Source organism: Pseudodesulfovibrio sp. S3, from assembly GCF_004025585.1.
GTDB lineage: Bacteria > Desulfobacterota > Desulfovibrionia > Desulfovibrionales > Desulfovibrionaceae > Pseudodesulfovibrio.
The window spans coordinates 94400-113214 of the sequence record NZ_QTZO01000006.1 but is presented as its reverse complement, the minus strand read 5'-3'; the positions used below and the strand labels follow the sequence as shown (position 1 = coordinate 113214).

16 protein-coding genes and 1 pseudogene are annotated in these 18815 nt (G+C 53.3%); 13 read left to right on the top strand and 4 right to left on the bottom strand.

Annotated elements, in window-relative coordinates:
- Positions 1 to 111: 111 nt before the first annotated feature.
- From DWB63_RS08820 to DWB63_RS08765, 13 genes and pseudogenes are all read left to right on the top strand, one after another.
- A complete protein-coding gene (locus DWB63_RS08820; RefSeq protein WP_128328462.1) occupies positions 112 to 465 on the top strand; it encodes a hypothetical protein in 354 nt (117 codons plus the stop codon).
- Between the two features lie 46 nt (positions 466 to 511).
- Complete coding sequence (locus DWB63_RS08815) at positions 512 to 1555, top strand: GSU2403 family nucleotidyltransferase fold protein (RefSeq protein WP_128328461.1); 1044 nt, start codon at positions 512 to 514, stop codon at positions 1553 to 1555.
- Between the two features lie 652 nt (positions 1556 to 2207).
- Positions 2208 to 2612: a hypothetical protein gene (locus tag DWB63_RS17470; RefSeq protein ID WP_241648759.1), complete on the top strand. Its 405-nt coding sequence runs from the start codon at positions 2208 to 2210 to the stop codon at positions 2610 to 2612.
- Positions 2613 to 2678: 66 nt separating this feature from the next.
- Positions 2679 to 2870, top strand: a pseudogene (locus DWB63_RS17465) (hypothetical protein); the annotation flags it as partial.
- A gap of 99 nt (positions 2871 to 2969) precedes the next feature.
- Positions 2970 to 3452 (top strand): hypothetical protein, encoded by a 483-nt coding sequence (locus DWB63_RS08805; protein ID WP_128328460.1) that lies wholly within the window; start codon positions 2970 to 2972, stop codon positions 3450 to 3452.
- Positions 3453 to 4104: 652 nt separating this feature from the next.
- Entirely contained in the window at positions 4105 to 4827 is a 723-nt protein-coding gene (locus DWB63_RS08800; RefSeq protein ID WP_128328459.1) for a polymorphic toxin type 44 domain-containing protein, read from the top strand.
- Between the two features lie 72 nt (positions 4828 to 4899).
- A complete protein-coding gene (locus tag DWB63_RS08795; protein ID WP_128328458.1) occupies positions 4900 to 5466 on the top strand; it encodes a hypothetical protein in 567 nt (188 codons plus the stop codon).
- Between the two features lie 396 nt (positions 5467 to 5862).
- The gene (locus DWB63_RS08790; protein WP_128328457.1) at positions 5863 to 6042 is read left to right on the top strand and encodes a hypothetical protein; all 180 of its coding nucleotides are present in this window, start codon (positions 5863 to 5865) and stop codon (positions 6040 to 6042) included.
- A gap of 118 nt (positions 6043 to 6160) precedes the next feature.
- Entirely contained in the window at positions 6161 to 8254 is a 2094-nt protein-coding gene (locus tag DWB63_RS08785; RefSeq protein WP_128328456.1) for a sigma 54-interacting transcriptional regulator, read from the top strand.
- A 480-nt stretch (positions 8255 to 8734) separates the two neighbouring features.
- Entirely contained in the window at positions 8735 to 9889 is a 1155-nt protein-coding gene (locus DWB63_RS08780; RefSeq protein ID WP_128328455.1) for an iron-containing alcohol dehydrogenase, read from the top strand.
- A 165-nt stretch (positions 9890 to 10054) separates the two neighbouring features.
- Positions 10055 to 11419 (top strand): NAD-dependent succinate-semialdehyde dehydrogenase, encoded by a 1365-nt coding sequence (locus DWB63_RS08775; protein ID WP_128328454.1) that lies wholly within the window; start codon positions 10055 to 10057, stop codon positions 11417 to 11419.
- Positions 11420 to 11482: 63 nt separating this feature from the next.
- Positions 11483 to 12262 (top strand): N-acyl homoserine lactonase family protein, encoded by a 780-nt coding sequence (locus DWB63_RS08770; protein WP_128328453.1) that lies wholly within the window; start codon positions 11483 to 11485, stop codon positions 12260 to 12262.
- Between the two features lie 666 nt (positions 12263 to 12928).
- Positions 12929 to 14110: a phosphatidylserine decarboxylase family protein gene (locus tag DWB63_RS08765; protein WP_241648755.1), complete on the top strand. Its 1182-nt coding sequence runs from the start codon at positions 12929 to 12931 to the stop codon at positions 14108 to 14110.
- Positions 14111 to 14258: 148 nt separating this feature from the next.
- Here DWB63_RS08765 and DWB63_RS08760 read toward each other — a convergent pair whose 3' ends face one another.
- Genes DWB63_RS08760 through DWB63_RS08745 form a run of 4 tightly spaced genes read right to left on the bottom strand, consistent with a single transcriptional unit; the run spans position 14259 to position 18731 of the window.
- The gene (locus DWB63_RS08760; RefSeq protein ID WP_128328452.1) at positions 14259 to 15263 is read right to left on the bottom strand and encodes a substrate-binding domain-containing protein; all 1005 of its coding nucleotides are present in this window, start codon (positions 15261 to 15263) and stop codon (positions 14259 to 14261) included.
- Between the two features lie 5 nt (positions 15264 to 15268).
- Positions 15269 to 16195 (bottom strand): ribokinase, encoded by a 927-nt coding sequence (rbsK, locus tag DWB63_RS08755; RefSeq protein ID WP_128328451.1) that lies wholly within the window; start codon positions 16193 to 16195, stop codon positions 15269 to 15271.
- Positions 16196 to 16199: 4 nt separating this feature from the next.
- Complete coding sequence (locus tag DWB63_RS08750) at positions 16200 to 17180, bottom strand: ABC transporter permease (protein WP_128328450.1); 981 nt, start codon at positions 17178 to 17180, stop codon at positions 16200 to 16202.
- An 18-nt stretch (positions 17181 to 17198) separates the two neighbouring features.
- A complete protein-coding gene (locus DWB63_RS08745; protein ID WP_128328449.1) occupies positions 17199 to 18731 on the bottom strand; it encodes a sugar ABC transporter ATP-binding protein in 1533 nt (510 codons plus the stop codon).
- Positions 18732 to 18815 lie beyond the last annotated feature (84 nt).

Genomic DNA, 18815 nt, shown 5'->3' with positions numbered 1-18815 from the left:
ATTCACTCTCAGATTGTGACAATCCGCTGGCGACCAATTGGTTAATGATCAGTTAATCGATCCTATCCGAAACGACATCTTACAACCTCAAATTCAAACGGAGAAACCACCGTGAGGATTATCAATAGGCTTCTTGCCGTTCTGAAGCCGAAGCAGGGATACATAGACTGGATGACCTCGTTGCCTGACGGCGATGAGGACTTGATACCGTCACTGGAGCAAGCCAGAGAGCAAGATTGCATGGCGTTGCTTATCCCTGAATTCGACACGGACGAGCAAGCCTTTGAGTTCGTCCTGAAACAAAGCAAGACGATCATAAAAATGCAATGCGAAGCCTGGGATACACGGGAAGAGCTTTGGCCTAAGAACATGGACAGACGACTTCTGAAAAAGTGGTTCGATATCGAGATTCATTCCGAAGTCATCGACACCATGCGCAGCCCGATCGAACGGGAAGAATACTAGCCACGCAGCACTATACTTCATTCTCAAATTGAATTATAGTCGCTTCATGAAACGACTTCCCATCATAACTCACAGCCTGTTTGCCGAGCTTGTTGATCAATGCAGAGCCGAGCCCCGTGATCCTGAACTCTGGCCTTTGAGCGGCAGTATCGTCACGGTTCCCGTTGACGGCCAAGACCATTGGTATTTCCAAAAAAGCAGACGGACGACTCCGGGGAAATATCAGCAGAGGGAATACATCGGCCCCGCAGGCGACACTGAACTGGCCCTCAAGGTGGAAAGATTCGAAGCGGCCAAAACGGGCTACACAAGCCGGGGCGAAATTATCAGCACCCTCAAGTCATCTGGAGTTGCGGCCCCGACGGGCAAGCTGGCCAACCTGCTCCTGGGCCTGCATGAAGCGGGAGTGCTTGAAAAAGCCATCCTTGTCGGGACCATTGCCTTCCAAGCCTATGGCGCGATGCTGGGGGCAAAATTCGGACAGGCCGCGTTCTACACCATGGATGTGGACATGACGCAAGCCGACGCTATTTCTCTCGCCGTAAAGGACGATTCGCTTGATGTCCCACTGCTCGACATCCTCAAACAGCTTGATGACACGTTCAGCGAAGTCCCTGGAATAGACCCCAGGACGCCTCCGGTATCATACATCAACAAGGACAAGCTTCGACTTGATGTACTCATGCCCTTTTCCGGTCCTGGCCGAGGACCAATCCACTCACGAACCCTCAAAACACATGGACACCCTCAACGATTTTTGGATTTCCTCGTCGTTGATTCCGTGCAAACAGTCATGCTCGTCGGCGGTGGCGCATTAACGCACGTCCCGTCACCCGCTCGGTTCGCACTGCACAAGCTGATTGTCTCCCAACGTCGCGATTCCATAGAAACGGCCAAACGGCGCAAGGATCTGCTGCAAGCTCAACAGCTCATCGAGCTACTCATGGAAGACGATCCGGACGCCTTGCTTGAAGCACATGAGGACCTCAAGCAACGCGGCCCCAACTGGAACAAGTATTTCCGGGATGGCTTAAACTCATTGGACAACTCGACGGCCAAGCAGGCCGCACTATCGTTTTTTGAAGAATAAGGGAAAGGGGATTAAACGGCCCCAAATTCAGACGACCAAATGACCAATAATCAGTTAGTCAGCGCTCCTTAAAAACTGTACGCAAACTGTACGCAAAATGCGGACACTTTTCGGTAATTTTGGGTAGTTTTCGGCAGTTTCCAGGGTATACCGACCTCTCGACATTTCAAACAATATCAATCTTTTCAAAGCAATACAGGCCACACACCCAAAACATCCATACCAATTCGTAATCAGTAGGTCGTCGGTTCAATTCCGACTTCTGGCAACAGGAAAAGATAGGCCCCTCAGTGAGTTATGTCACCGAGGGGCTTTTTCTGTCCCTGCATGAGCCGTGTCAAACTGACTTTTCTGTGCGAACAATCTGCGGACAATGAATGCCCGTGTCTCATGATTTCAGCAGGTTGATTGTTGAGACCAACTGATTCCCATCAGTAGGCTCCCAACTCACTATCTCGAAAACCCGTCAAGCTAAAAACACTGTTTCTTTGGTGTAGTTCAATGACCGCACTGTGCATTTGACCGACATCGTGCTGCATTTCACCGACACCTCCTTGTTTCGCCCTTTTCGACTCAAAATCCCATGATACGGTTTTCGCAACTCTGAGCGGCGCACCGGGCCCTGTTCGCGAAAACTACAAGGAGAATGGAGATGGCAGAGAAATGGGTTCAACACATCGGGGATGATCAACTGGTTTATGGTCTGCCAAAGCAAATGTCGGCAGTGGCAGGTGGGGGCGCCAAGAACGAGAGCCAGCCGAATAGAACGACTTATTGGCGATATCATCCGAAACCACAGGCATGCGACAAATGCCAAGCGATGAAAGGGCTGTGGTTTGAAAGTCGGCCCGGCCCGGTTCACCCGAACTGCAAATGCGAAATTGAAGAGTTCGAGGCGATCAAAGTCACGGGACGATCCCGGGACATCATTGTGCAACAAGGTGTCGATTTGGCAGCCAATATTGCGGAAGCAAGGCGGATAAAAAGGATTTGTGAGTCATTCATTTTTAACTTCCCGCCATATTCCACAGCAAGTTTCTCATTGAAATGCATATAGGTATTCTTCAATTTCAAAGATGGAGCCAAATACGACTACAAACGAGGTGGGCATCCCGAATACGAGGACTTCGGCAATCATCACTATGACCTATATACGGAAGCACTTGGATTGAATGCCTCTTTTACCCAAGCTGCAGCGGGATCGGCTCAGGTATTTTCGTTAACCTCCAAGATAAGCTTCTGGAGAACTTGGTTCGACGACCCCAGAGACAATGAGATGGTCATTAAAGGACAAAAATCTCCTTTAATCAAGTAAACGAGGCGAGTTCCTTGTCGTCATTGGAAGTGGGTATGCGAAACAGCAGCCCCACTTTCAATGCTTGACTACAGCCCCTCAGCATAACATATAGACAACATGAATTACCAAGAACAATTGAATCGTAATGTACCTAGAGCTGTTCGCCTGGTCTTGCTCTTAGGGCTGTCGGTCCAGACAATCGCTGTTGGCGCATTTTTAGTTATGGGTACCGGCCTTTTTTTGCTTGATGCGATCACACTCAGTTTCAACTACTGGACCCCATTTGCATGGGCTTTATGGGGTGCGATGGCTGCTTTCGTACTTGCTAATACGCACCTCATTGCCAGGCTCATTAACAAATCGCCTGAGCTGTACAAAAGACGTCCTTTGGACATACTCGCTTCAATCCCCTGTATCGCTTTCCCCGGGTGGCCCTGTATCTCATTAATTCTTGATGGGAAATGGGATCTCGGCAATGCTTTGTTCTATGGCATCCCCACAGCGTTCAACATCGCCGTCCTTTGCTTCGCGACCTTGCCACCACTTCGCAGGCATTTCTTTGAATACACCACCATGAAAACAGGGAATGAACACCTATAATTTGACGACGCCAATGGGCAAAACGCCCCTTATGAACTGTACGCAAAATGTGGACTTTTTCAGGCAGTTTTAGACGGTTTTCGGCAGTTTCCAAAAGATACCGCAACTCGATGTCAACTAGAAAAGAGAACATTTTTAGTCAGATACCACCCATTCTTTCATGCCCTCACCAACAAATTCGTAATCAGTAGGTCGTCGGTTCAATTCCGATTCCCGGCTCCACGGAATGATCAAGCCCCTCAGTGAGTTATGTCACTTTAGGGCTTTTTCTATTTCATAGTGAAAGGGTCAAAACTGATTGTTTTGTGCGGACAATTTGCGGACATCTTCGAGTCATTCTTCATGATTTCAATAAGTTGCCTGCTTAGACCTACTGATTTCCATCAGTTTACCTGCAGCCCTCCTGCAAGACGACATACTAGCGCACTGAATGCACGAAAACCGACCTTTTCCCAAAACCTGTCAAGCGATAAATGCCGTTTCTTGGGTGTATTTCACCGACCGCGCCGTGCATTTGACCGACATCAGGCTGCATTTCACCGACATCTCCGTGTTTTGCCCATTTTGGCCTGAAAACCCGTGATACGGTTTTCGCAACTTTGAACAGCGCGTTGGGCGCTGTTACGAAAACCACTCACAAAGAGAAATGAAAATGTCAGAACAATGGGTTCAACACATTGGAGAAAACCAACTGGTGTACGGCATGCCTAAACACATGTCCGCGACGGCCACAGGGAAGTCCTATAAAACAACTGACCCAGATGCGCTCAAGAAATACTGGCGGTACCACCCCAAACCAAAAGCATGCGACAAGTGCCAAGCCATGAACGGACTATGGTTCGAGGAAAATCCAGGCCCTGTGCATCCAAACTGTAAATGCGAAATAGAGGTGTTCACAGCTTATAGAGTTTCTGGAAGGGCTGAAGCAATGATTGTTCCTCCCGGTGTAGATTTATCTGCCAACATTGCCGAGGCGAAGCGCATTGCAAAAGAATGCCAGCAAAAAGCCGCAAAGGAGGTTGACGACTTTCTGGAAAAGGCAAACTTCTCTGGCGTACACTCCATCGACAGCATACGGGCGGCATGTATCGACGAATTGACATTCCTCTATAAATGTTCTTGGATATACGACAATTTTCGTAGTGAACAAAACTATGACTACAAAAAAGAAGGCCACCCCGAATATGAAGACTTCGGTAATTACCACTATGGACTCTACACACAAACGATGGGCATCAATGTAACCTTTGCTCGTGCGGCAGCGGGAGCTTGGCAGTTGAAAAAAGATACCCACGAATGGAGATGGTACCGTACTTGGTTTGATGACCCCCGAGACAATCAAATGATTCGCAAAGGGCAAGATTACCCTTTTTAATGACACTTGTGACAGGCGCGGGAGTTGAGATTTCTCCCATCGCTTGCCTTTGGATGGAGGTGGTGATCAAATATGCATTGGGGACGTTCAGTCGCAAAATCAATTAAATGGATTTTTCTTTCATTTACATTCCTTTGCACCTTACTCGTAGGTGTGTGTTGGCTCCTTATGGAGCTAGCATTCCCGCCTCATGACACCGATGAAGTCTTGATTCAAAACTTTGTTGATAACCGGGCGATCTTTGATGAAATAATAGCTAAAGTGCAAGAAGACAGCGACATAATACGAGTAGGTCACAACTGGTACAAATTGGCTGATGGAATCTCCCGGAGCGATGCTCCTGAGAGAATTGTCCAATACAGAAAGCTGTTCAAAGAAATTTCGATAGATGACGGTATTCAGGTTATGTACTCGCCAACAGGCGAAGTACGTGTACGGTTTTACTCCAGTTGCATTGGATTTCTTTCGCCAGGTTCATGCAAGGGTTACGCATACGAACCATATCCAAGAGATGCATCCATTTTGGTAGATAGCATCGACGACTTTGAACCCAAAGCAATCAGGTCATCACATTGGTGGATCCAAAGAAAAATTGAGGGTGAAGACAACTGGTATTTATATTTTGACTCTGATGAATAAATTGCCACCACCAATGCCATCCCCAAACAAGAGCCTGAAAGCCGAAAAAGCTAGGCCAATGGCCCCCAACGCATTGGCTCGTTCCCCATTAACTGCACGCAAATTGTACGCACTGTCCGCCAGATGCGGACAATTTCAGGCAGTTTAAGGCGGTTTTCAGCAGTATCCAAAAGATACCGCACTCTGCCACAATCGAATAAAGAGAATGTTTTCAGGCAAATACAATGTATATCACCACACCCTCACCAACAATTCGTAATCAGTAGATCGTCGGTTCAATTCCGATTCCTGACTGCAAGAATATTAAGGTCTTAGCATCAAGCTAGACCCTTTTTCTGTGCCAATTTTCCATAATGCTCCAGTCCTGCTCCTGTAAAATCAAGAAAAGATACAGCCATGGCAACCATCCGCAAACGAGGCCATAAGTGGGAAGTCCGCATCCGCAAGAAAGGCCAGCCCACGCAAAGCAAGGCTTTCAAGTACCAAGCTGAGGTCGACGCATGGGGTCAAGGAATCGATACCGGGATGAACAAAGGCCAGTTCGTCTCCCGCAAGAAAACTGAAGCACAACCGTGAAAAAAGCGCTCAATGGCCCCAAGAACCGGGGCCACCTCTCACTTCTATTTTGTCGGGCCTTGATTCCCCCTACTGTTAATACTATGCTTTATGGGAATCTTCTACAAGTGGAGGCACAATGCGAGTTCGTGATATCATGCAAGCCCCAATCGTATCGTTGGACGTCAACTCCACGTTGAGGGATGCCGCATTTGTTTTCCGGCACCAGCAGACACAAGGTGCCAGCATAGTTGATTCCCGCGGGGACCTTGCAGGGGTGTTCACCCATGAAGAACTCCTTCAGGCCCTTGCCAACGGTGCGTCCATGTCGGATACAATCTCCTGTCATGCAAAACCCATTTTCTGCACAATACGCCCAGACGAGGACGTATCTGGAATCGACTGGCAAGGTTGCAATTTCCTTGCGGTTCTTGATGAAGATTCAGTGGTGGGCGGCATGGATACCACGACCGTCATTGATAGCATCTACGGTGCTCAGCATGCAGAGCGGATGCCGTATCAGGATTTTTTCCACGGCCTGCCCGCGCCGATGTTTCTGGTGGACAGCCACTGGACCATCGGTTGGCACAATGTGTCTGCCGACATGTTGTGCAGTCTGGACCGCACTCAGCTTTGCGGCCGAACGCTTGCGAACGTGCTGCGCGATGCAGGGTTCGAAATCGAGGTTGATCCCGTTGACCAGGAATCCATCTACATGGCCTGGAAAGAATCCGTTCGACTGTTGCCGATGATTTGGCAAGTGCATGCGGATGACAGCCCCTTCAAGTTCATGGTGCTGCTGCAGAATGTACAGGACCAAGTCATACGCTCACGTGAGCTGAGGGACTTGCGGGACTTGTCCAAAGAACTACACGCGATCATCGACTCGTCGTTTGACGGTTTTTTCATCACTGACGGCGAAGGGCGCGCCTTGCGCATAAACCGGGCCTACGAACGGATCACCGGCATCCGCACCGACGAGGTCCTCGGCAAAACCATGGGAGAGTTGGTCGCGGCAGGCTACTACAATGAATCGGTTACATTGCGCGTCTTGCAAAGCAAAACGACCGAAACCATCATTCAAAAAATCAAAAACACCAAGACTATTGTCGTCACCGGAACCCCAGTGATGGACCATGACGGCAATATCTGGCGAGTAGTCACCAATGTCCGCGATGTCACGGAGTTGCGAAACCTGCAGGCGGAGCTTGAACACCTGTCACGCCTGCATACCCAGTATAAAAAGGAACTGGATTCATTACGGCGGAACGTGGACCACAAACCGAATATCATTATCCGCTCCAAACGCATGAAGGAAGTTTACGCGCAGGCAACACGTCTGGCTAAAGTGGATTCCACGGTCTTGCTTTTGGGAGACTCCGGTGTGGGTAAAGAAGTAGTGGCCGCCCTACTTCACGAGAACAGTTCCCGAAGAGACCAGCCATTTGTAAAAGTGAGCTGTGCCGCCATCCCCGAACACCTGCTGGAGTCCGAACTATTCGGCTATACACCGGGCGCTTTTACGGGAGCCTTGCGGGCTGGCAAGGAAGGGTTGTTCGAAGAAGCCGACAAGGGCACCATTTTTCTGGATGAAATCGGCGAAATGCCTTTGGGATTGCAAGCAAAAATGCTGCGAGTACTACAAGACAAGACCTTCGCACGCATCGGCGGAAGCGCCCCGATTACCGTGGATGTCCGCATCATCACCGCCACAAATAGAAACCTTGAGGAAATGGTAAAGCAAAAACTGTTTCGCAGAGATCTATACTACCGCCTCAACGTGGTCCCCGTGTATATTCCGCCACTGCGCGAACGCCAGGAAGCCATTTTCGACTTCATCTATCATTTCCTGGGAATCTTCAACCAGAAGCACGGGTTGAGCAAACAAATAGAGACCGATGCCCTGGATGTGCTGATCAATACGGACTGGCCGGGGAATGTTCGGCAACTGGAAAATACGGTGGAACGTCTGGTCGTTATGGCTCATGGCGATCTCATCACCAAGCAGGACGCCCTTCGGGGTATCCGCGGTCTGGACCCGAGCGAATGCCCAGGTTTTTCCAGCCCCACCGAAGGCAGATCCTTGCGGGACATCCTCGATGAAACCGAATGCAACGTCCTGTCCCGTGCGCTTCAAGCACATCAAAGCACCCGGGCCATGGCCCGTGCCCTTGGAATCGATCAATCCACTGTTGTCCGCAAGATGAAACGACATGGGCTGAGCACGCTCTAGCTACTGCCAAACACAGAAGAAAAGGCGGGGCAGTCGAAAGACATCCCCGCCTTTTCTTCTGTGCCAACCTCCCGCCCATACAAACCCGTCAGCAGCCGATGCATACATGCATCAGTGAAAGCAACTATGCATCAGCGCCCAACTGACTGAATAAAGGTAACTTTAACCAGCAGCCACCTCAAAGACAACATGACCGATGTAAAAAGGCATCGGATCTCCAAGTTTGCATGACAACAACCAGATGTTGACCGTTCAGTCAATCTATTTATGTAACGATATAAAATTTAATGACATAAAACATCGGAAAAAGAAAAGCAGTCACTTTGTATAAGTTTGGTATGTTTGTTGATTGTAGTTCATCAATGAAACGTTTCCTGCTTCATACTGCATGATTGAGTATCTTAAATTTTTCTTGTTTGCGGAGTTAATAACCATACACGTTGTTACATGGCAACCTACACCATACATGGAGGTCTCAGCATGTCTTACGAATCATTCAGCACCACACAACGAGTTCTCTTCGGCGAGGGAAGCATTGCTTCTATTGTCGATGAGTTATCTCGGCTTAATGCTCGCAATGTTTTGATAGTGACCGACCCCGGCCTTGTCGGCACCGGAATAGTTGACAGACTGGAAGACATTCTCAAAAACGGCGATGTCAAATCCGCCAGATTCGACAAGGTCGAAGCAGACCCGCGCTACGAAATAGCCGATGAAGCGCTTACCCTGCTGCACTCTTCCAGAGCCGAGGCCGTCATCGGCATCGGCGGAGGCTCTTCTCTGGATATAGCAAAGATCGTCAGCGTGCTGGCCAGCAACGACCAACCTGTCACAGAGATGTTCGGCATTGACCTGATCAAGAAGCCCGGCCTTCCGCTTATCCTCATCCCCACCACGGCCGGGACTGGCAGCGAAGTTACGCCCATCGTCATCCTCTCCGACGAGCATGAGAAACTTAAAAAGGGCGTGGTCAGCCCGTACCTGTTTCCGTCATGCGCCCTCCTCGATCCAGAGTTGACCCTCGGGCTGCCACCGAACGTAACTGCGGCTTCGGGAATGGACGCCCTTATCCACGCCCTTGAGGCCTATACTTCCAAGAATGCTACCGACATGTCCGACATCCTGGCCAGGGAAGCCATTGTCCTCATCTACAACAGCATTCGAACTGCATATGCGAACGGCACCAACATCAAAGCCCGAAGCGGCATGCTACGCGGATCCCTGCTCGCGGGCATGGCCTTCGCAAATGCAGGCGTAACCGCAGTTCACGCATTCGCCTACCCCATCGGCGCCGAGTACCACATCCCCCACGGCGTAGCCAACACCATCATGCTTGTCCCTGTGATGCGCTTCAACATGATCGGCAACCTGGAACGTTTCTCAGAACTGCCCACGTTCTTCGGTTTGTCCACCGAGGGGCTGAGTCCCCGCCAGGCAGCCCAACTCGGTATCGACGCTCTGGTTGAACTTGCCGAGGATCTCAATGTTCCCCAGCACCTGAGTGAATACGGTGTCAAGGAAGCAGCGGTACCCTCCCTGGCCGAAAGCGTGATGAAGGTTACCCGTTTGCTGGCCAACAACCCCCGCAAGCTGCTGGTCACCGACGCCGAGAGAATCTACCGCGCTGCCCTGTGATATCGTTGCACCCGCTCTTGTTACAGGAGAAATCTCCCGAACCTTTAACGGCGTAAGCATGGGCAAATGGCAACCCAACGGCACACAGCCCTCTTTGTCGGCCTGGACAGCCAAGACAACCTGACCGCTGAATGCATACGCAGCACGCAAAGGAGCGATAGAGACATGACAATTCAGAGTTTGAACCCGACCACGGGCGTAGTTGAACAACAGTTCGAAGAATTGAGCCCGGATAAAACCGTGGCCGCAGTGGAAGCGGTCGCCCAAGCTTATACGGCATGGAGCAAGACTTCTTTTGCCGAGCGGGCCACATGCCTCCGCAGTCTGGCCGGGATCCTGCGCGATAAGGCCGACGATTATGCCCTGATTATGGCAAAGGAAATGGGCAAAGCAATCAGTTCTGGCCGGGGCGAGGCACTCAAATGCGCGGCTGTCTGTGACTACTACGCGGATAACGGCGCGGCCATGCTCACCAGCGAGCCCGTGCCCGGATGCGGCAGAAAGGCCTTTGTGGACTTCGCCCCCATGGGCACGGTTTTAGCGGTTATGCCCTGGAACTTCCCGTTCTGGCAGGTGCTCCGTATTGCCGCGCCCACGCTCATGGCAGGCAACACCATGGTCCTGAAGCACGCCTCCAATGTCCCCCAGTGCGCGCTGGCCATCGAAGAAGCATTTGCACAAAGCGATTTCCCCAAAGACGTCTTCCGGGCGCTGCTGATTGGCGCGGGTCAGGTCGAGACAGTGCTGGACCAGGATTCCGTGGTGGCCGTGAGCCTGACCGGGAGCGAAGAAGCCGGACGCAAGGTTGCCGCAGCCGCTGGAGCACGCCTGAAAAAAAGCGTCATGGAACTCGGTGGCAGTGATCCTTTTATCGTCTTCCCAGACGCCGATATACAGCAGGCAGCATCCATTGCCGCGCTCTCCCGATGCAGCAACGCTGGTCAAACCTGCATTGCCGCCAAGCGATTCATTGTGTTGGAAGACGTATTCGACGCCTTTGTTGAAGCCCTTTCAAAGGCCATGGATGGATTGAAGGTCGGCCCCCCCCTGGATCCGACAACGGCCGTAGGCCCCATGTCTTCGATCGAACTTCGCGATGGATTGCAGAAACAGGTAGACCGCGCACTCAAGGCGGGCGGCGTACTGGTACGCGGCGGCTCCATCCCGGACGGCCCGGGTGCATTCTACCCACTGACCATCATCTGCGACGTCCCGTCCGAGGCCGATGTATGCCGCGAGGAACTCTTCGGGCCGGTGGCTCTGGTCTTCCGCGCAAGCAGCGAAGAAGAAGCCCTTGCCATGGCCAACGACACACCATTCGGTCTGGGCGGTTCCTTGTGGATCGGCGACGAGGAGAAGGGGCTGGAACTTGCCCGGCGCGTTGAGGCCGGAGCAGTGTTCGTGAACGGCATGGTTCGCAGTGATCCGGCGCTTCCCTTCGGCGGCATAAAAGGCTCTGGCTATGGCCGGGAACTTTCGTCCTTCGGCATCAGGGAATTCGTCAATATCAAAAGCATTTGCGCAGGGTAACGGGGCAAGGAAAAGCGGTGAGACGCACAGTGCTTCACCGCACAATCAACATGGAGGTATAAGATGCGCTTATACATGTTCGAAGCCGGAATACTGAAAAGCCAGAAGCATTTTTTCACGCTAAACGAGGGTGTCGGTGAAGCCTTTGACGTGCCGGTCCCGTTCTTTCTCATCGACCATCCCAAAGGGAAGGTCTTGTTCGACACAGGCAACGCCCTGGAAACAGTACACAACAAAGAAGAGCACTGGGGCGGCATTCTCGCAGCCTATGATGTAGTCATGACCGAAGACCAATGGTGTGGCAATGCCATTAAGAAGGCCGGTGTCACCCCGGAGGACATCGATTACGTCATCCTGTCACACCTGCACCTCGACCATGCAGGGGGCGTAGGCCATTTCCCCAATGCCCGTTACGTGGTGCAGCGCGATGAACTGAACTTTGCGTATGTACCCGACCCGTACATGAAGGCGGCCTATATCCGAAAGGATTTCGATAAGGATGTGGACTGGATGATCCTTGAAGGATGGCAGGACAACGAATATGATCTCTTCGGGGACGGGTCCATCGTTATCTACTTCACGCCGGGGCATACGCCGGGCCATCAATCGGTCCTTGTCGATCTGCCCAATTCCGGGCCCATGTTCTTTGCGGCGGACGCCTGCTACACCCAAGGGAACCTGGAAAAAGGCACTTTGCCCGGTCTGATGTGGAACGCAGGCGCGACCGTTCGTAGCGTGGAGACCATGCGCCGTCTGGCCACCACCCGCAACGCGACCATCGTCACCGGCCATGACCCTGAAAGCTGGAAGAAGATCAAGCAAGCCCCAGAATATTACGACTAACTGACAAAGCCCCATAGGAAAAGCCATGACCGGCACTGCGCAGCGAGTAACGATCCATACCGTCATTCACAGGAACGGACCGGATCTAATGTTGAAAGAGAAAGGCCATTTACGGCCAAACTTCAGCTAAGGCAATTTGTATACAGACTGCTGGCTGCGCAGTCCGGTCAGACAACACTCCTGGATGTTCTACGCCTGGCGCGGGGCTGTATTGGCAACAGCCGTGCGTGAAATTCACGGCATTCCTTGCCTTGATACGACGTTCCGCGGTCAATTGCAGTGGTTCATACTTGGTCTGACAGTCGTCCCTTTAGACAGCCCGCAATTGCCAGATGAGTTCAGATTGGTAGCATCTTCCTTCCAGCACAGTTACCATAGCAATCTCCCGTAACACATTTTCCCCTATTGCATCCGTTTCGTATTGTATTCGCTGCTCCATCTCGGGCGCCGAGTGCTATCTGCTTGACTGGAACCGGGCGAGGTGCGAAATAATAGTTTAATTGTCTGGCCCCGCTCGGGGCGCTGACAAAACTCGAATTGCATAATTGGGCCTATTACTTTCAAGGAGATTCCGGCATGGCAGGACACAGGTATTTTTCAAGAATTCTGGCGGTCATCTGTTTGGGAGTGTTTCTCTCTATGGCATTGCCGGTTCAGGCCACAAACATGGCCCCGGCTACTGCCCAAAAAGAACTGGCCCAGGCTCCGTTGCTGCCCGTGGTCCAGGAGTTCAAAGAACTGATCGAAAACGATCCCGAGTTGCTGATGCTTTTTACGCAGATGTTTGAAGAGGTGCCGCAAAAGGAACCTTATCTGACTGACCCCACGGGCCAACCGCAGATTCGCAGCTATCAGCAGATGCTTCAGGAGATGAACCGAATCATCGTGCAGGCCCCCGAATTCAACCAAACCGGGCTTGTGGGCTTCCCTCTCAACGCCATACTGAACTGGCCCATGGCGACCCATGCCGGGGCGACCGCCTTCCTCAACCCCAAGGTAAACCGCCAGCTGAAAAAGATACTGGCCCAATGGGCCGTTTTCCTGGATTCGCCGGATTCGCGCTCCGTGTTGAGCACTGATCCTGCAAAGGGCTGGTTCGGACGCGATGCGCAGAAGGCCATGCCGACTTTTGTGGATGATTTCATATGCAACCCCAAGGCCCCCTACTACGGGTTCACCTCCTGGGACAACTTTTTCACCCGCCAATTCAGGGAAGGCCGCCGCCCGGTGGCCAGTCCGAAAAACGACGCCGTGATCGCCAACGCATGTGAATCAGCACCCTTCAACCTCGCCACCAACGTACAGCTCCGCGACACGTTCTGGATCAAGGGGCAACCCTACTCGCTCTATCACATGCTGGACGGAGACCCCCTTGCCTCGCAGTTCGTGGGCGGCACCATCTACCAGGCTTTCTTGAGCGCCCTGAGCTATCACCGCTGGCACAGCCCGGTGAGCGGGAAAATCGTCAAGACGGAACTCATCGACGGGTCCTACTACGCCGAGGCGCTCTCCGAAGGCGTTGATCCGGCCGGTCCGAACCGCTCGCAGGGTTACATCACCCAGGTCGCCTCCCGAGGACTCGTATTCATTGAAGCAGACAACCCCGCCATCGGCCTCATGGCCGTGATGTTCGTGGGCATGGCCGAAGTCTCCTCCAACGAGTTCACCGTGTATGAAGGACAGCACGTGAACAAGGGAGACGAACTGGGCATGTTCCACTTCGGCGGCTCAACCCACGTGCTCATCTTCAGACCGGAAGTGAGCCTGGAATTCGATCTGCACGGCCAGACCCCTGGACTTGATTCAAGCAATATCCCCGTGCGCTCCCGCATCGCAACAGTGAAATAACCCTGAAACGACACGAACCGAGAAAGCCGTTTATTCCTAAGAATAAACGGCTTTCTTTATAACTCCGCGCCCAGCCCAGAACTGAGTTCCGGACGTATGTCGGCCTGTATTTCAGATGCAAGCGTGTGCCGCACGCCGCCGGTTGGAACTAGATTATCTTGCGGACCGACTCCCGTTCCACGAGCCGGGGCTCAACCCTGATGACCTGGCCCAGATCGCGCCTGCTGTCCAGCCGGTCAATGAGGTTGTCCACGGCCATGGCCGCGATCTCGCTTTTGGGCTGGTGAATGGTGGTGAGGGGCGGGGTCATGTACCGGGCGATATAGATGTCGTCATAGCCGATGACGGACATGTCTTCCGGGATACGCAGCCCTGTGCGTGCGGCCTCGTTGATCACACCCAAGGCCATCATGTCGTTGCAAACGAAAAGGGCCGTCGGATGGCCGGTCAACCCCAGGAGTTGCCGCATGGCCCTGATGCCGCCCTCGCAGTCGTAATCGCCTTCAATGATCCACTCCTTGCGGACGGGCAGGCCCGCTTCACGCATGGCCGCTTGAAAGCCGTCGAGACGTTCGGCGGCTGACCGCCGTTCCAACGGGCCGGTGACACAGCCGATTTCGACATGGCCCATTTCTATGAGATACCGCGCGGCCATATACCCGCCATCCGGGGAGTTGTCGTAAATGCGGTCGACATTGTCCGACTCCGGTCCCCAGTCAAAGACGACCGTGGGCGTGCTCCGCTCTGCTTCGAGCAGCCGCAGGATATCGTTGTTCACCTCACTGCAAAGGAGCAGCAAGCCGTCCACGCGCTTCTCTTCAAGGGCGTCGAGGTTGGCTTCCATGCGTTTGACATCCCCATCGGTATTGCACAGAAAAAGCGTGAATCCCCGCTCATAGCAACGCCTTTCCACAGCGTGCACCACCTCGGCGAAAAACGGATTTCTGCTGGCCGTGACCAGCATGCCCAGCGTGTTGGTTCGCTGGACCTTCAGGCTGCGGGCAATGGAGGAAGGACGGTATTTCAACTGGCGAACAGCTTTGTTCACGCGCTCGCAAGTATCTTCGCTGACAAAGCGGGTCTTGTTGAGCACGTGGGAGACCGTTGAAGTCGAGACCTCTGCAAGTTTTGCTACGTCCTTTATAGTCGCCATATAATCTAATGATTCGCCTTGATAAACTCGTTTACTTCGTCAATGCCGGGGATAGACGTCTGCGCGCCGATGCGGGTGACGGAAATGGCTGCGGCAGCATGGGCAAACTCAACGGCCGCACAGACGCCCCTTCCCTGTTGCAAGGCAGCGACAAAAGCTCCGTTAAAGGTATCACCGGCAGCCGTTGTGTCAACAGCCTGAACCTCGTACCCCCTGACCAGACGCGAGCCTTCGGGGGAGCTCAAATAGGCTCCCTTCTCCCCAAGGGTTATTATGACCGTTTCAACACCTTTGTCATGCAGAACCTGGGCGGCATTGCGCGCATCGGACTCATTTTCGACCCTGATGCCGGTAAGCAGTTCCGCCTCTGTCTCGTTGGGGGTGATAACGGACAGATCAGACAACAGGGAATCCGGCAGAGGCTGGGCGGGCGCGGGATTGAGAACGATGACGGCCCCGCCCCTCCGCGCTTCCCGCGCCGCGACTTCAATGGTTTCAAGCGGGATTTCCAATTGCATCAGAACCATGTCGGCCTTCCGAAGAAGAGCCATGTTCGTTTCAAGAATCTCTGGAGTAAATGCTCCATTGGCCTCGGGTGAAATGGCGATGCTGTTTTCCCCACTACGCGCAATCTGAATCAGGGCGATGCCGGTCGGCATATCCGTCATGGTCGTGATACCGGCAGTGTCGATTCCGTCATCCCGAAACCGCTCTACCATCCTTGTTCCAAAATCATCGTCGCCCACACAGGCTACAAAGGAAACATCCGCCCCAAGCCTGGCAGCCGCCACAGCCTGATTGGCCCCCTTGCCACCGGGAATGACCTGATAACCATGGCCGACAACCGTCTCGCCAGGACGTGGAAAAGTCTCCAACTGAAGGACATGATCGGCATTGACGCTGCCGATAACGACTAATTTCTTTTTTGGCATAGGACTACTCAATCACATGAATCGTGCTCAAAACCCTGTTTCTGTAGGTGTCTATGACAACGGCCGCCACGATGATCAGGCCGGTGACTATCTGTCTCGCAAAGTCACCCATGCCCAGCAGGAGCAGTCCGTTGTTCAACACGCCGATGATGCAGGCGCCAAGGAACGTGCCCACCAGCGAACCCTTGCCGCCCATCATGCTGGTGCCGCCGATGACGACCGCTGCAATGGCATTGAGCTCGAATCCCACGCCGAGGATGGGGCTGGCCATGGAAAGGCGGAGCATATACATGATCCCGGCGATGCCCACGCAGCCGCCGCAGATGACAAAGGCCGCAATCTTGTAAACGATGGTGTTGTGGCCTGAGAGGCGGACCGCTTCCTCATTGTTTCCGATGGCGTAGATCATCCTGCCGAACACGGACCGATTGAGAATGATGGTCCCGACGATGACCAGGGTCAAAGCCATGATGAAGATGACCGGCAGGCCGAAAACAGACTGTGCGCCGAGGTCGGAGAATGCTTCGGGAAAACCGAACAGGGTTCTGGAATCACTGATCTGAAGCGCAGCCCCGCGGGCGATGTTGAGCATACCCAGCGTGACGACAAAGGAATGTATTTTCCAGCGTTCAGACACGAAGCCATTGAAAAGGCCACAAACCGCGCCCACGGCAAGGGACCCCAGCACGGCCAGAAAGATGGCCATGCCCGGTGAAAACGCTTCGTTCGTGATGGTCAGCCCGGCCACGATGGTACACAGCGCCAGGACAGACCCCACGGAAAGATCAATGCCGCCCAGCAGGATGACAAAGGTCATGCCTACCGCGATGACGGTGTTGATGCTGATCTGGGTGCAGATGTTCATCAGGTTGATGGACGAGGCAAAATTCGGTGCGGCGAACATGAAAATGACGACAATCAACACCAGGGCCACACCAATACCGGCCTCTCTGAGCAGCAGGTACGCAAGCTTTCTTAAATTCATACCATGTCCCCGTTTTACTTATGCATTTCCTGACGACACCGGTGCGTCGTTCTGGATGTATTCTTCATATGCCAAGGCCAGAATCCGTTCCTGATCGAATTGCCCGCGGCCCAGCTCGCCCGTGATTTTGCCGTCCGAGAAGGTGATGATGCGGTGGCAGATACCGAGCATCTCCGGCAGATCGGACGAGACAATGATGATAGCCTTGCCCGCAGCGGCCAGCTTCCAGAGCAAAAGATAAATCTCATACTTGGCGCCCACATCGATGCCGCGCGTCGGCTCGTCGAAAATCAGCACCTCGGCATTGCGGTACAGCCATTTGGCGAGAACGACCTTCTGTTGGTTGCCGCCGGAAAGGTTGCCTACCCATTGGTCGACGGAAGGCGTCTTGATATCAAGGTCCGCGGCCAGTTTTTCCGCGACCTCCCGTTCCACGTCCTTCTGAATGAAGCCGTATTTCGCCACGCCCGGCAGGTCGGTGATGGTGGTGTTCACCGCGCAAGACATCTCAAGGATAAGCCCCTGATTCTTGCGGTCCTCCGTGAGCAGGCAAATACCGTTTTCCACGGCGTCACGCGGGTTCCTGATGTCCAGGGTCTTCCCGTGCAGGGTGACCGTGCCGCTCTCCTTGGCGTCTGCCCCGAAGATGGCGCGGACCGCATCGGTCCGACCCGACCCGACCAGTCCGGCAATGCCGAGCAACTCGCCCTTGCCGACCGCAAAAGAGACTGAATGCCTGCCACCCTTGCAGCGCAAACCTTCCACGCTGAACATGGTTTCGCCCACCGGCACATCGTCTTTGAACGGGTACTCCTCGTCCATGGACCGGCCCACCATGAGCTTGACGATCTCCGGGATGGTAATGTCGGCGGCAACGTGGGTACCGGCATTTGCGCCGTTGCGCAGGACTGAAATACGGTCACCGATGTCGAACACTTCCTGAAGATGATGCGAGATGAAAATTATGGTCACCCCCTTGGCCTTGAGCTTGGCGACGATGCCGAACAGCATGTCGATCTCCTTGGAGGAGAGCGTGGCCGTGGGTTCGTCCAGGATGAGCACCTTGCTGTCCGATGAAATGGCCTTGGCGATTTCAATGAGCTGCATCTGGGCTACGCCGAGCAGTTCCACCGGCGTCTTGGGGGAGATATCCAGCCCGACAAGGTCAAGCAGGGCCTGCGTCTTTCGATAGAGCGTCTTGAAATCAACCAGTCCGCATCTTCGGGGCAGGTCATCGAAAAAGATATTCTCGGCGACAGAGAGATAGGAAAGGAGGTTGAATTCCTGATAGACCACCCGGATTCCCGCTTCCATGGCTTTGTGCGGCGTCTGCGGCAGATAGGGCTGCCCCTGATAGCGCATGGTCCCTTCATCGGGCATGTAGATGCCGCACAACACCTTGATGAGGCTTGATTTGCCCGCGCCGTTCTCGCCCACCAGGACGTGTACTTCACCCGCCTTGATGTCGAGATCGACGTCATGCAAGGCGATGACGCCAGGGAACTTCTTGGTTATTCCTCGAAGCTCCAGAATATTGTCACTCTTGTCCATCCACGCCCCCGCGCACTGCATCCCAATAGATAACGAATCAATGAAAGGCGGCGGACGCTCAGGCCCGCCGCCTTGACAACCACA

What these genes read in the sequence shown, in the direction of transcription:
- DWB63_RS08815 (WP_128328461.1), top strand. Translation starts at nt 512, where the DNA reads ATGAAACGACTTCCCATCATAACTCACAGCCTGTTTGCCGAGCTTGTT.
- DWB63_RS08790 (WP_128328457.1), top strand. Translation starts at nt 5,863, where the DNA reads ATGGCAACCATCCGCAAACGAGGCCATAAGTGGGAAGTCCGCATCCGC.
- DWB63_RS17470 (WP_241648759.1), top strand. Translation starts at nt 2,208, where the DNA reads ATGGCAGAGAAATGGGTTCAACACATCGGGGATGATCAACTGGTTTAT.
- DWB63_RS08745 (WP_128328449.1), bottom strand. Translation starts at nt 18,731, where the DNA reads ATGGACAAGAGTGACAATATTCTGGAGCTTCGAGGAATAACCAAGAAG.
- DWB63_RS08760 (WP_128328452.1), bottom strand. Translation starts at nt 15,263, where the DNA reads ATGGCGACTATAAAGGACGTAGCAAAACTTGCAGAGGTCTCGACTTCA.
- DWB63_RS08770 (WP_128328453.1), top strand. Translation starts at nt 11,483, where the DNA reads ATGCGCTTATACATGTTCGAAGCCGGAATACTGAAAAGCCAGAAGCAT.
- DWB63_RS08775 (WP_128328454.1), top strand. Translation starts at nt 10,055, where the DNA reads ATGACAATTCAGAGTTTGAACCCGACCACGGGCGTAGTTGAACAACAG.
- DWB63_RS08750 (WP_128328450.1), bottom strand. Translation starts at nt 17,180, where the DNA reads ATGAATTTAAGAAAGCTTGCGTACCTGCTGCTCAGAGAGGCCGGTATT.
- DWB63_RS08780 (WP_128328455.1), top strand. Translation starts at nt 8,735, where the DNA reads ATGTCTTACGAATCATTCAGCACCACACAACGAGTTCTCTTCGGCGAG.
- DWB63_RS08765 (WP_241648755.1), top strand. Translation starts at nt 12,929, where the DNA reads ATGGCCCCGGCTACTGCCCAAAAAGAACTGGCCCAGGCTCCGTTGCTG.
- DWB63_RS08800 (WP_128328459.1), top strand. Translation starts at nt 4,105, where the DNA reads ATGTCAGAACAATGGGTTCAACACATTGGAGAAAACCAACTGGTGTAC.
- DWB63_RS08805 (WP_128328460.1), top strand. Translation starts at nt 2,970, where the DNA reads ATGAATTACCAAGAACAATTGAATCGTAATGTACCTAGAGCTGTTCGC.
- rbsK (WP_128328451.1), bottom strand. Translation starts at nt 16,195, where the DNA reads ATGCCAAAAAAGAAATTAGTCGTTATCGGCAGCGTCAATGCCGATCAT.
- DWB63_RS08785 (WP_128328456.1), top strand. Translation starts at nt 6,161, where the DNA reads ATGCGAGTTCGTGATATCATGCAAGCCCCAATCGTATCGTTGGACGTC.
- DWB63_RS08795 (WP_128328458.1), top strand. Translation starts at nt 4,900, where the DNA reads ATGCATTGGGGACGTTCAGTCGCAAAATCAATTAAATGGATTTTTCTT.